Raw genomic sequence first — 11871 nt, 5'->3', positions numbered from 1 at the left:
GCGGCACGTCTGGCCGGCCTGGTGGAGGACCTGCTGCTACTCGCCCGGGTCGACGAGCAGGCCGAGTCCGCCGGACTCGCGCTAAACCGCGGGCCACCACGTGGCGCCGGGTCCACGCCGTGAAGAGCAACGTGCTCAGAGTCGCCAGGAAGACCAACCAGCCGGGAAGAAACCTCGGCCAGTCGCTCCGCCATGAGCAGGCAGCCAGCATCATGCCCCGAGTCTGGCGGCCGAGCCAGAAAAGAACCGAGACGGCTCGCCCGCGCCCACATGAACATCCTCGCTGGAGGCCCCCCTACAGGACTGGTCGGCTGCGCGGGTGTTTCCGCTGCCCCGGGCCAGCAACGCTCTCCGGCAGCGACATCGACTTCACGGGAGCAACGTTCTCCAGTGGCTCTGTCTGCCTATGGCTCCGTCTGCTTCCGCGAGGTGAGGTCCTCCGATGGCACCGTCAGCCCCAGCGGAGCGAGATTCACCGGCGCCAGAGTCGACTTCTCTCAAGCCATTGGCTCAGCACCAGCCGGCCAGGTTCCGCCAAGCAGGCACCCCCGGCCAGCTGGCTTGTTCCTGTCTCCCACCTGGTAGCCGGCCCACAGACAGCGTGTCCCGGGCAACACCCAGCCCTGATCACAGCAGTGCGAGCTCTTGGAGCAGATCGACGTCCAACTCCTGCCACACGCTGGCACCGCCCCCTCAGCCCCGGCGGCCCGTCGGTCCAGCGCTCAGCCAGCCTCGAAGCCTAGGCTCTGGCACAAGATGACCGACCACCACACCTACGGCACCCACACGCACACCCCCAGCGAACTGGTCCGGCTCGTCAGCGCCCACCTCGGGCTGGTCTTCACCGAGCGCGAGAGCGACTACCGGGGCGTCTACCACCTCGCCGAACGGCCCTACGCACAGATCGAGATCCAGCCCAATCCGATCCCCGGCGACGACGAAGACCTCTACGCTCCGGAACACCCCACGGTCCAGGTGCTGTTGCTCACCACCACCCCTGTCCCGGACCCCGTCCTCCAGGCCCGCCTGGCTTCTATCAACGCGCTCACCCACTTGAACCACGGGACAGCCTGAACAGCCATTGATCCGCGAGCGCCAGGGGCTCCAAGGACGAACTGCGGGAGCAGGCCGTGCTGACCGCGGTACCGGCGTCGACGGTGCCGTGTTCGGTCAGGAACACCGGCCAGGGCCCGTCCGGGCGCGCCGAAGACAGCGCGCCAAGCCCCACGCAGAGCCGTTGCTGTGTCTTTCTCCGGTACGACCACGGCACTCACACAAGAGGCTCAACCACCGTCCCGGGCCCGCCCCCCCTGATCGGCTGCAGCGTCATGGGTGCTTTCTCGTTACGCCACAGCGCGGCCGATGAGTTTGTGGCTCCGGGCCGGTCCAAGCTCGTGACACCCTAGGAAAGGACACCGCCATGTCGGAGCTTCTCGTCGACTTCATCACCTCCCTCGACGGCTACGCATCGGGAGAGGGGTGGCCCGGGTTCTGGGGCCTCGAGGGCCCGGAGTACCTCGCATGGCTCAGCGCGCAGCCCGAGGCCACCTACCTGATGGGAGCGAACACCTACCGCCTGATGTCGGGCTTCGCCGCGGGCGAGGTCCCGAAGGGCCAGGACGAGTTCAGGCCCGACGAAGAGGCGTCCGTCGACGAGCTCACGCAAGCGACCAAGGTGGTGTTCTCCTCCTCACTGGAGGAGCCACTGACGTGGGCCAACTCCACGCTCGTCCGCGACGACGCCGTCGAGGCGGTCCGCGCCATGAAGTCGAGTGGCTCGGGGCTCCTCAGCACGATCGGCAGCCTCAGCCTGTGCCGGTCCCTGCTACGAGCCGGACTCGTCGACCGCTTCCGGGTCGTGATGTTCCCGGTGATCACCGGGGCCACGGGCGAAGAACGCATCTACGACGGCTATCCGGACGTCGCCCTCGAGATGATCGAGCACCGCACCTTCGACGGCCGCATCCAGCTGGTCGAGTACAAGCCCAGCGTGCTCGATCACCCACCGCTCGGCGCCCCTGCGTGACGTCGCCCGTCCGCCGGTCCGGACGGCCACCAGGCCAGTGCCGGCGGGTGCGGAGCAAGACCTAGTCGGGGGTGAACCGCCAACGTCAGGACGCCCGTTCCAGGGCTAGTGGTCAGGTCGGAGAGGATCGGCGTCAGGTCCACGAGTGCGTCCGTTGCCAGGTGTTTCACGCGGGGCGCTTCGCCGTATCAGGTCCGTCCCCGCACTGCGAGCCGTGTCATGCTTCCACGGGCCGCAATGTCGCGGTGATCGCCCATCCGCCGGGCTAGGAGATCCAGTTCGACTGGCCGCAGCTGCCGGATGCGCCGTAGCGGTGGGGAATGGGTGAGCATGCCCATCGTCTGGTCGGGGCGCTCGCGCATTCGGGCCGGTGGCGGGAGCGGCCTGCCCCGCCGTTGCCACGGCCATCCCCGACATCGTGCCGCTGCGAAGGACTCCGTGAGGTCCACTGACCGTCACTGATCACTGGGCCCGTCGGCGTGACGGCGGGCCCACGCCGTCAGGTCATCGAACGCAACCTGTCCAGTTCGCTGCCGATGGCATCCCGCAGCACATCGTGCTGCGGGCCGAGTTTGAAGAGCTCGTTACTCCACCGGTCAGGCGGATACAGCCACACCGGCTTGCCCACCAGCTCGGCCGGCTCCCACTCGAACCGCGGCCAGACATGGGCATGCAGGAACGGGTCCGTGTTGCCGAGGATCTCCAGGTTGACCCGGCGGAAATCGGGGTCCAGTTGCCGACAGGCCCGCTCAACCGCTTCTCCGAGTTGGTCCATGTCGGAGAGAAACGACAGCCGCTTGGCCCTCGGCAGGTCAGACAGCCGTTGAACACCCGGCTTGTCCGCGAGGAGAACTGAGTACCCGGGCAGGAACTGAACGTCGCCGATCACCGCGAAGCCAGACGCGAGCCGCCGCAGCACGGTCGGATTCTCGCCCCGCAGAGCAGCCCCGATCCGGTCCATCCGCCAGTCACCGGTCATGGCCCGAGCCTAACCTCAGTCGTTCCAGACCTGCTCTTCGCTCCCCTGCCTGCTCACTCACATCAGGGACCAACCAAGTGAGGCAAGGAGCGACTCCGGCCATCAGGTAGTCGTCCTCGATGAGGTATTCGGCGTTCTGCGCCCGGTCCTCCTCGCTGGGCTCGGGCAGCACTGCAACGCGCAGGCGTCACGCGCAAGGACGGCAAGGTCGGCCAGGTGAGGAAAACCGCCGGCAGGACCGGGCTAATTGAACTACCAACCGTTACACAGCGGTGGCGTTGACCTCACTGGCGACACATAATGGATATAGCGATCTCACTCATGGATGCCGGAGTGACGGACTTCTCGGCTTAGGTCGCACAGCCCAGGCGTAACCGGCAGTTTTGCGTCAGAGCCGACGAAGCCGGTCGCGGTTAAATGCCGAATCAATTCCCGGGCGCCGGAGCTTGCTCGCATTGACATACGTAGTCACATGAGACCGGAACAAGACCATGATCGATCTCGGCTTCGTGGGCCCCAGTCGGCCCGCCAAAGATTACAGATTCCTGAGTGTTACCGATGGCGACACTCCAAACATCGCAATGGCGATTCGCATGGTGTCCATCGACACCCCGGAAAGCGAATTCGGCGGCGCCCCCGCCACCGCCCAGGCCGCTCTGGACCGCACCAGGGAGCGACTGCTGGACGGCACCTTTGACGCACTGCCGCAAGACCTGCGTGACTATCTCGTTTCCCGGATCACTCCCGACGCAGCGAAGCGACATCAGGCAGCCGGCAAGGCGGCGGCCGAGGCGCACTCGGACATGGTGGCCACGCGTCTGGTCCGCCCCGACGGCTCCCAGCGCAAACTGGCCGTGATCGCCACCGGCGAGCTCGTCGAGAGCAACGGACGTCTGCTCGCCTACACCGCGCCCTGGTTCAGTGGCGGTTCGTCCGATCCGCTGCCGCCACGTGACGACCCGCGTCGGCGCACGTTCAACCTGGACATGGTGGCTCTCGGCTGGGCTGCGACCTTCCTCATCTACCCCTCCATCCCGCCCACCGGCGACCTGAACCTCCTGCTGGACGAAGCGGAGTCGGCGTGGACCCAGCAGCTCGGTGTCTGGGCCCAGTTCGGGCAGGACCTCCTGCTGGGGTACGAATACCGGGCCTGCATCAAGCTCGGTGCCCGAGAGGTGAACGATCCGGCCAAGACGATCGGTCAGGCCTACCAGCGGGTGTGCGTGGACCTGCGAACCCTGACCGAGGTGGGCCTGTACGGCTACCACCAGGTGCCACCCCAGCACCGGCTGTGGATCTGGGAGGACGATCTCGAGCAGGCGCGCAAGGATCTGCCGATCACGCTCTGACGGACAGGCGCAAGACGTCGGCCGTCGACATCGCCGAGGACCGCGGCATTCCTGGTGTCACGTACTCCTACGCGCTCGCTCGCGCGAGCCGGTGTCGGGCGGTCGGCCGCCTAGCCGCCGCGGTGGTTGATACACCCGTTGCGGCGGGTGGGCGATAGATCAGCGAGCTTCGGCTCGATTACACATGGGCGCAGCCCGTATTCGTCGCAGCCGGTATTCGTCTCGCAGCCGGTATTCGTCATGGGCGCCTGATGGCGGACGATGTCGAGGAAGCATTCGCGGTCGTTCGTGGCAGCGGATCGCTCGACATGACGCGTGCGCTGGCACGCGAGCAGGCCCGGCGGGCGGCCGACGCGCTGGAGGGACTGCCGGAAGACCCTGCGCGGGCGTCATGTTCGCGCTGGTCGACCATGCGCTCGGGCGACAGGCTCCACTACAACCCCGTCCGGACTTGGCATTCGCGGGGCGTCCGCACCCTGCAGCAACGGGCGAGCAGGGCCGTGAGCAGTCGTGTGGCAGAGCCGTGAGTTCTGTGTCCATGGTCAGGGCTGGGGCCCGCAATCGCACTCTTCGGCTGCGGACTCCGCAGCGCGTTCGTCGCGTCGTGTGCGGGGCCGAGCACGACGTCACCGATCTGAAGAACTGGATCGTGCTCCGACTCGCCCCCTCGGCCGCCGGGTGGGTCAGCGAGTGATGAACGGCTCGGTCAGGTGCGGGGTCGCACGGGCCGAGTTCGCCGAGCGCACGCTGTGCAGCTGTGCTCCGAGGCGACCTTGAAACGAGCCGCGCAACTCCCGACGCGTACCGGCGATCCGGACGTCCTTTCGGTCCATGAGATGGAACGGCTGGCCGGTAACGGGTGCCTGTCCAGCAGCACGGCGCACGCCATCGTCATGGCGTGCGCCGTGCCCAGGGACGTCCATACGTACATCGTCTTCCTGGGGATGTGCGAAATCGCCGATCGCCCTTGCTTCCGTGGTTCGCCGCGTGGGTGGCCAGGGCCCGTCCCCCGGGGCTGCCGCAGCCCGGGCAGCGATCGTGGCGGAGGACGCTGGATGCCGCTGTCCGATCTGGCCGACGAGACCTATCTGCGCATTCCGGCCGAGCTGCGATCCAACCCGTACGGCGCGGCCCGGCCGCATCAACCTGCGACGCGGCCGGCTCGCGCAGATGACCGGACCGGCCGTCGAATGAGCGCATCGTCGCCGGGTCTCCGCCTCAGGCTGTCGGTGGACGTCTCGTCCGCAGACGGGCCCGCCTCACCCGCCGGGGCGCAGCGTGCGAAGTGGTAGGCCAGGCTCCATGAGAACCGCGCCGCGCCGACGCTCCAGCACCGCTTTCAGCACCGAGCTCGAGTGGGCGGACCTTGAGCTCGTCCCGACTGGTCAGCGTTGGTGCTCGACTGGTACCGGCTCGGTATCCGGCCGGAGGGTGGGGTGTGCAGCCTTGAAGTGGTCGTACGCCACCTGTGTCGCGGCGAGGACCTCGTCGTAGATCTGGTCCATGTACGGGCCGGCGCAGACGGTCGAGCGCCAGTGGTGGTGGTAGAAAAGGTTGCTTCTGCTGGGGCGTTCGCCGATGACCTCGGCGAAGAGCCAGGCAGCGAGACGCGCGGCGTTTCTCCAGGTGGCCACGCCGACCCTCCAGTTGGGCGCGAGCGTTGCGTTCGCCATTTCGATGCTGATCGAGCTCTGGTTGCCGGCCGTGTTGCCGACGGCCCAGGCGTACTCGTTCACCTTGACGTACTGAGCGACGGCGCCGGCGGCGTCCACGTCGAAGTGGGCCGAAGCCGGACGTACCTTCCAGAGGTCGAGCACACCCTGGTGCGAAAGTCGGCCGGCGTTGTGGTGCAGCGTGACCGACGTCTTCCTGTACGACTTGTGGGTGACGTGGCCTGTCGCGCTGAGCTGGTCGATGAAGTTCGCGACGGGACAGTCGTAAGGGATGGTGGGGGTCGCTTGGGGGCCGGCTTCCGCGTCGTCCTCGGCGAAGCTGACGAAGTCGCTCTCCGGAAGGTCGTCAAGGTTGTCGGTGCCGGGTCCATCGCCGGTGTCGGGCCTCTCGATGGCCGCCTTGACGTCCTCGTCGTCGACGTTGTTCTCGGGCATGACGCCGTCCTTTCAGTTGCGCAACTTCGCGTAACAGCGGGTCAGGTATGGCCCATCAGGCGTCGGCCTGCTCCGTGAAATGCTCCAGGAGGGCTACCTGGATGCGCTGGAGGAACAGCGTGTCCAGCTTGATCTGGGACAACCGGGTCGTGGCGTGGGCGGCGTACTCCGGCCCTTCCACGGCCGAGGCCAAGAGGTTGGCGGCGAGTATGTCGATGCCGTGCGCCGTATGCGCGAACTGGCCCACGGGGACCAGATGGCGGTCGAGCGGGACGGCGTCGTCGGCGACCACCTCGGTGACCAGCGACGGCTGCCAACTGTCCGCGTTGTTGAGCGAGTAATGGGTGTCGAACCGGACGGTGACCGTCTCACCGGCGGGCACGTCGACGCTGTACGAACCATCGTCGTTGGTATAGGCGTGGTCGATGAGCGTGAGGTCGGGGCGGTAGACGCTGACCTTGATCATGGAGATCGGCTCGTCTCCGATGATGGTTCGCACATGCCCGTGCATGCGAGTCTCCTCTCGGACGCGGCCGGAGTCGACAAACGCAAGTCTGGTTGCAGTACAGACTTCTGAGGGGCCGTTCAGGGTGTCTGATTCCAGGTTCGCCCTGTACGCAAACCCTGTCAATTCGGTCGGCGTGTGCGTCCACGCTGTGCAGCGCCTCCGGCCGCACACCACCCACTTCAGCGGGTTCGATGGCGGCCGCCCCGGCCATCTCGGCGAGGTGTTGGCCCCCGCTTTGACTTTTGTCGTGTGCCGTCGGCGCCTGGTCGAGCGGCAGCTCGTGTGAGAGACCTTGCTCCGTCCCCATCCGCAGACCATTTCGCACATGCGTCCGATCGACACCATCGGCATGCCCTGCTCGGCCGACTCGTCCGGTCCGCCCGGGTCGCGCGGGACGTACAGACCCGGAACGCCCAGGCCGTACTCCTCCCGCAGACGCTCCAGAAGGGCCCTGTTCGCAGATTCCTGGACGCGATCGAGCGGAAACCCGGCTGCGCCTCTCGGTCGGCCCACTCTGTGAGCCACGCTCCCGGCCCGAGAGGGAATCGATCGCCACGACGACTCGCAGGAGCCTGGTGACTGGGCATCCGGACTTCGCACATTGATGTTTTGGTGGAAGCGAGGGGCACGCATCGCTACGGGCCCGCATCCGGGCCCCGCTCAGTGTGTGCGGGTCCGGCCTGTCGAGCCGGAGATCATGTGATGGTCCGGCCGAGGTAGCCGGCAAGACGGTCAAGTGCGGTCGCGTCCTGGGGAACCGGCTGGGGTGCCGCGAAGGAACCGCCTGCAGTGCGGGGCAAGCTGCCGTAGATCTCCCGCACCACCGGGAGCGCGGCCTTCGCGAGGTCCGGTACGAGGTCGCGCGGCTGTCCGATCGCACTGGCCAGGTCCCAGCCGTGGACCAGCATCTCGATGACCAGCTGTTCGACGAGACGCCGGCCAGGAGCCGGGCCAAACCGCTGGTCAAGCATCCCCGGACGGCGGAAGGCGGTGAGCGCGCTGTGCGCGGCGGTGTAGAACGCTTCGACGTGGTCCTCGCCGATGTGGTCGGCGGTGAAGTCGGAGGGCGGGGAACCGTTGGCCAGGCCGGACCACAAGAGGTTCTCCCACACCAGGTGATTGAGCAGGTGGCGCACGTCCCAGTCGGCACACGGCGTCGGCTGGGCGAGCATGCTCGAATCCACGGCGGAGACGAGGCCGCCCACCGTGCGCAGCACGCGCTCGCAGGCATCGAGCAGGCCCTCCGGTTCCCAGGCGTCGGCCCCGGCCTCGTACAGTGCGCCGAGTTCCGCGGAGCGCGCCCCGGGCTCAGGGTTCGTTCGCAGTGCGGTCATCAGCCAGCTGCCGACTGCTGCCAAGCTCGGCCGCACAGGCTGGCCGTTGATGATGCACAACAGCTGCCAGTACCTCTCGACGCGCACGTCGGAAGCGACTTCGAGCTGTTCCAGCAGCAGGCGCCGGGCCGATGCGCCGTCGGTGAGCACCTCGTCACGAGTCCGTGACTGTGTGGGGAGCCAGACCGCGACGATGGCCTCGACGACAGGGTCGGCCGCCGATGAGTCCGGGGCGATCCCCTCTCGCATGGCACTGTCCACACGCTTCGTCCAGTCGTCAGTGACCTGCTGCACGGCCCGGAGCGTGTCGTCGTCATGTTCGCCGGGGGCGTGTTCGGCGGCGTACTGCGCCATGCGGCGCATTCCGGAGCGCAGAGCGGGGTCTGTCACCAGCTCGCTCAGTTCGATCCATGCGTCGACCTGCTCGTCCGACGGATGGTCGGGAAGCTCCGGGGTGGCGGCCAACAGGCCACGGCGGTAGGTCGGTACGTCCAGGTCTCCGAGAGTCTCCGTCACGAACTCGTGGATGATCGTGCGGCGTTCGGCCGCGGTCAGGCGGGCTGTTCGGCTCATGAGGGCGAGTCCTTCGGCAGTGGTTCCGCGGCGGATGACGGAGCGCAGGACCGACTGTTGCGACCGCAACGTGCGGATCTGTGTCTCCAGCGCGTCGGCGTGGGCCGCGGCCACATCCACCAAGGTGTGCTCGCGGTCAAGAACGTCACGGATCGCCGGGAGGCTGAGCCCGAGATCCCGCAGGGTCCTCGCCAGCTCCAGACGGGCCAGGGACTCCGGGCCGAAGACGCGGTAACCGGCGGCGGTCCGCCCGGTCGGTGGCACCAGCCCCATCTCGGACCAGTGCCGGATGAGCTTCACGGACATCCCGGTCTTCCGCGCAACCTCACCGATGCTCCACAGCACCTCGTCACTGACGCACATGGGCCCCAGCTTCGACTCTCCCACGGTGGGAGAGTCAACTCCCCCGGTTGCCCGTCCGGTACACGCCGAACCGGCGCCGCGAGTCCGATGAGCCAGGACGCGATAGTTGGAATCACCAGGACTGGGTGAGCTGGCGTTTCTGGTCAGCGGGAGATGCTTGTTGGCACCGAGTGGTCACGCTTCGTGGGAGGTGTCCGCTCCGCCGGCCGCGCACAGACGCACCCGGTGACGCTGGAGATCGACCTCGGCGACCTTCACCGTGATCAGCTCGCCTTCATCGACAAGCCGATCTGAGGTCTCGACCGGCTCGTCAGTCAGCTCTGAGAGGTGGAGGAACCCCATGACGTCGGGAGCAAGCCGCATGAATACGCCAAAGGGGACGATCTTGGTGATCGGCCCTGTGAGGACTCGGCCGGCCTGATCCGCAAACCGAATGAGTGGATCTTCCTGCAGAGCCTTCAACGAGAGTGTGACCTGCCCGGAGCGAGTCTCGGCAATGATCACCTCAGCGGTGATCCGCTGGCCGGCCTCGACTGCCTCGGAGGGGTGGTTGATCCAGCCCCACGTCAGGTCGGGCACCCGGATGAAGCCGGTGCACAGGCCGTCCGGTTCGCCATCGACGTGGACGAAGACCCCGAAGTTGTGAACCGCGGAGACCGTCCCAGCCACGACCTGCCCTCGTTCAAAGGCGAGCAGGAAGGATCGCAGCGCCGGAATCTCGCACGCCCTGGCGGAGAGATGAAGCTGACTTTCGCGCCACCGCCCGATCTCTTCGGCCTCGATCTCCTGGCCGACCTCAAACAGCTCCGCTGGATGTTCCACCCGACGCATCGACGCTTCGTGCCGAGGAATCCGACCGATCTCAGTCGCCCCTCCTTCGGCATCTACGAGCTGCACCAGGACGTCCGCTCCGTCGAACCCAGTGACCTTCACCGTTCTCACGGCCCCCGGCCGGAGGTGGTTGATCAAGGACTGCACGCGGGGGTCAGGGGCTGGCTCGGACATGGAGGCGAGCCTAAGGGCTGTCCCGCAACTGCCTGGACCCCTGTGCCCCTGTGCCCCCCCGTGCCCCCGGGACGAGCCATGTCAGTGGCTGGTGACAGGCTTACGGGGTGTTGATTGAGGGATACGAGGGCCCATTGGACGCAGGGGAGTCACTGCTGGCTCGCCCGGGCTTCTGGTCGAACTACCTGTCGGAGATCTGCGCTGGTGGGGCCAATGCCGAGCGCCCCGTTCCGGAGTGGTTCGGCGAGGAAGGCGCTGATGTCGATTCCTTGTCCGAAATCCTCTTCGATCCCGAACGCTGGCCGGTGCTCCGGGTGCCCAGTGCGGACGGCTCCGGAGTCGTGGTGGTCTTCCGCAACCTGGTCGGCGACTACGGCATCGACTTCCTGCTCATCCATCCAGATCAGAGCTACGCCCAGCAGATCGCCAGTTGGGAGGGGGAGCTCTCAGGGACCGGGCTGGCGTGGCGGGAACTGGTCCGCATCGCCGAGAACCCCGCACCAGAAGCCGACGGTGTCGACGAGCCTGCCGCCCGCCTTCTGTTGCTTCTTCCCCTTCTCATTCTCAACGACCTGGAGGTGCCGGAGGAGGCGTCTGCACGACTCAGCGCTGCCCTGACCGCAGTTGGGGTGGCGCAAGACCTCGCCTTGATCACGACGGAGCATCTGCTCACCGGCCTGACCGGGAAGTCGTGGCACGATCCCGCATGGGGCTCGCCTCTGAGCAGCTAAGACTGCTGCAAAGACCGCTGGTCACGCATGAGACGATCTTGTTGTGGCTGGTGTGATCACGGCGTCGGAGCCTTCCTGGATCGTCCCGTTCACCGGGCTGAGCCCGCGCCAGTTCGGCAAGCTGGTCATCGCGCTGCGGGGCGAGGGTGCGGACCCGGTCCGCAAGGGCCGGCCGTGGAGTCTGCCGCTGGAGGACCGGGTGCTGCTCGTCGTTGCCTACTGGCGCACGAACCTGACGCTGCGGCGGCTCGCTCCGCTACTCGGGATCTCGAAGTCCGCGGCCAACTGCATCGTCAACCACCTCGCTCCCCTACTTTCGCTCCAGCCGCCAAGGCGGTTCCGCAAGGAGAGCGTGCTGATCGCGGACGGCACACTGATCCCCACCCGCGACCACGAGATCGCCGAGCAGTCGAAGAATTACCGGTACTCGACCAACCATCAGGTCATCATCGACGCCGAGCGCCTTCGCCCAGGACGGCGTCGCCACCCTTGATGTGGCGGGCCGGGTTGAGGCCCTTTCCAACAGGTCGACCGCCCACAGCATCGGTTGGACACCCTCCAGCTTGGCCAGGCCAGGGGTGAGCCCGAGACGGATCCCGCCCGGCTGCGGCTTGCCCGGAGGTCGTGTACGGCCGGAACTCCAGCGGGCTCTGGCCCGGTGAGGCGTAGGCGACGCAGTCGGACAGCACGGCCAGCGGGTACAGGCCGGTCGGGACACGCTCGCGGGCCTGCGCGTGAATCCGCTCTTCTTCGTGCCGGAGGAACGCTTGCGGGTACGGTGGGCACGGCGTATCACGGGGAATCGAAGTCCAGTGTGTACGTAACGAGTTACGTGCTGACAGGCTCCGACGACCGGGAGGTCGAGCGGCGGGCTCAGGACCTCGCCCGGTGGTAC

9 protein-coding genes and 3 pseudogenes are annotated in these 11871 nt (G+C 67.1%); 5 read left to right on the top strand and 7 right to left on the bottom strand.

The features are described 5' to 3' along the window. Positions 1-756: 756 nt before the first annotated feature. Together ACIBK5_RS34735 and ACIBK5_RS34730 are read left to right on the top strand one after the other, a co-directional pair. Entirely contained in the window at positions 757-1074 is a 318-nt protein-coding gene (locus ACIBK5_RS34735; RefSeq protein WP_399025936.1) for a hypothetical protein, read from the top strand. Between the two features lie 346 nt (positions 1075-1420). Continuing rightward, positions 1421-2026, top strand: coding sequence for a dihydrofolate reductase family protein (locus tag ACIBK5_RS34730; RefSeq protein WP_399025934.1), 606 nt, complete (start codon positions 1421-1423; stop codon positions 2024-2026). Between the two features lie 499 nt (positions 2027-2525). Here ACIBK5_RS34730 and ACIBK5_RS34725 read toward each other — a convergent pair whose 3' ends face one another. Continuing rightward, positions 2526-3005 carry an HIT family protein gene (locus ACIBK5_RS34725; protein ID WP_399025933.1) on the bottom strand — a complete coding sequence of 160 codons (480 nt, stop codon included), beginning with the start codon at positions 3003-3005 and terminating at the stop codon, positions 2526-2528. 491 nt (positions 3006-3496) lie between these two features. Between ACIBK5_RS34725 and ACIBK5_RS34720 the strand changes: the two genes are divergently transcribed. Next, complete coding sequence (locus tag ACIBK5_RS34720) at positions 3497-4354, top strand: hypothetical protein (RefSeq protein ID WP_399025932.1); 858 nt, start codon at positions 3497-3499, stop codon at positions 4352-4354. 1385 nt (positions 4355-5739) lie between these two features. Here the strand turns inward: ACIBK5_RS34720 and ACIBK5_RS34715 are convergent. From ACIBK5_RS34715 to ACIBK5_RS34695, 5 genes and pseudogenes are all read right to left on the bottom strand, one after another. Then, entirely contained in the window at positions 5740-6462 is a 723-nt protein-coding gene (locus ACIBK5_RS34715; RefSeq protein ID WP_399025931.1) for an N-acetylmuramoyl-L-alanine amidase, read from the bottom strand. A 55-nt stretch (positions 6463-6517) separates the two neighbouring features. Further along, positions 6518-6973, bottom strand: coding sequence for a carboxypeptidase regulatory-like domain-containing protein (locus tag ACIBK5_RS34710; RefSeq protein ID WP_399025929.1), 456 nt, complete (start codon positions 6971-6973; stop codon positions 6518-6520). Between the two features lie 238 nt (positions 6974-7211). Beyond that, positions 7212-7420, bottom strand: a pseudogene (locus tag ACIBK5_RS34705) (aldehyde dehydrogenase); the annotation flags it as partial. A gap of 245 nt (positions 7421-7665) precedes the next feature. Continuing rightward, positions 7666-9264 (bottom strand): TIGR03086 family metal-binding protein, encoded by a 1599-nt coding sequence (locus ACIBK5_RS34700; protein WP_399025927.1) that lies wholly within the window; start codon positions 9262-9264, stop codon positions 7666-7668. A 150-nt stretch (positions 9265-9414) separates the two neighbouring features. Continuing rightward, on the bottom strand, positions 9415-10245 hold the full coding sequence (locus ACIBK5_RS34695) for a S1 RNA-binding domain-containing protein (RefSeq protein ID WP_399025925.1): 831 nt from the start codon (positions 10243-10245) through the stop codon (positions 9415-9417). Positions 10246-10379: 134 nt separating this feature from the next. Between ACIBK5_RS34695 and ACIBK5_RS34690 the strand changes: the two genes are divergently transcribed. Both ACIBK5_RS34690 and ACIBK5_RS34685 read left to right on the top strand, forming a co-directional pair. Next, the gene (locus tag ACIBK5_RS34690; protein WP_399025924.1) at positions 10380-10976 is read left to right on the top strand and encodes a hypothetical protein; all 597 of its coding nucleotides are present in this window, start codon (positions 10380-10382) and stop codon (positions 10974-10976) included. Between the two features lie 43 nt (positions 10977-11019). After that, a pseudogene (locus ACIBK5_RS34685) lies at positions 11020-11436 on the top strand (transposase family protein); the annotation flags it as partial. Here the strand turns inward: ACIBK5_RS34685 and ACIBK5_RS34680 are convergent. Next, a pseudogene (locus tag ACIBK5_RS34680) lies at positions 11423-11686 on the bottom strand (transcriptional regulator); the annotation flags it as partial. The pseudogenes ACIBK5_RS34685 and ACIBK5_RS34680 sit on opposite strands and share 14 nt — an antisense overlap. Positions 11687-11871: the final 185 nt, after the last annotated feature.

The sequence above is a fragment of the Streptomyces sp. NPDC050546 genome (genome assembly GCF_044457425.1).
Taxonomy (GTDB): domain Bacteria; phylum Actinomycetota; class Actinomycetes; order Streptomycetales; family Streptomycetaceae; genus Streptomyces.
This window is presented reverse-complemented; position numbering and strand designations above follow the sequence as displayed.

What these genes read in the sequence shown, in the direction of transcription:
- ACIBK5_RS34735 (WP_399025936.1), top strand. Translation starts at nt 757, where the DNA reads ATGACCGACCACCACACCTACGGCACCCACACGCACACCCCCAGCGAA.
- ACIBK5_RS34730 (WP_399025934.1), top strand. Translation starts at nt 1,421, where the DNA reads ATGTCGGAGCTTCTCGTCGACTTCATCACCTCCCTCGACGGCTACGCA.
- ACIBK5_RS34725 (WP_399025933.1), bottom strand. Translation starts at nt 3,005, where the DNA reads ATGACCGGTGACTGGCGGATGGACCGGATCGGGGCTGCTCTGCGGGGC.
- ACIBK5_RS34720 (WP_399025932.1), top strand. Translation starts at nt 3,497, where the DNA reads ATGATCGATCTCGGCTTCGTGGGCCCCAGTCGGCCCGCCAAAGATTAC.
- ACIBK5_RS34715 (WP_399025931.1), bottom strand. Translation starts at nt 6,462, where the DNA reads ATGCCCGAGAACAACGTCGACGACGAGGACGTCAAGGCGGCCATCGAG.
- ACIBK5_RS34710 (WP_399025929.1), bottom strand. Translation starts at nt 6,973, where the DNA reads ATGCACGGGCATGTGCGAACCATCATCGGAGACGAGCCGATCTCCATG.
- ACIBK5_RS34695 (WP_399025925.1), bottom strand. Translation starts at nt 10,245, where the DNA reads ATGTCCGAGCCAGCCCCTGACCCCCGCGTGCAGTCCTTGATCAACCAC.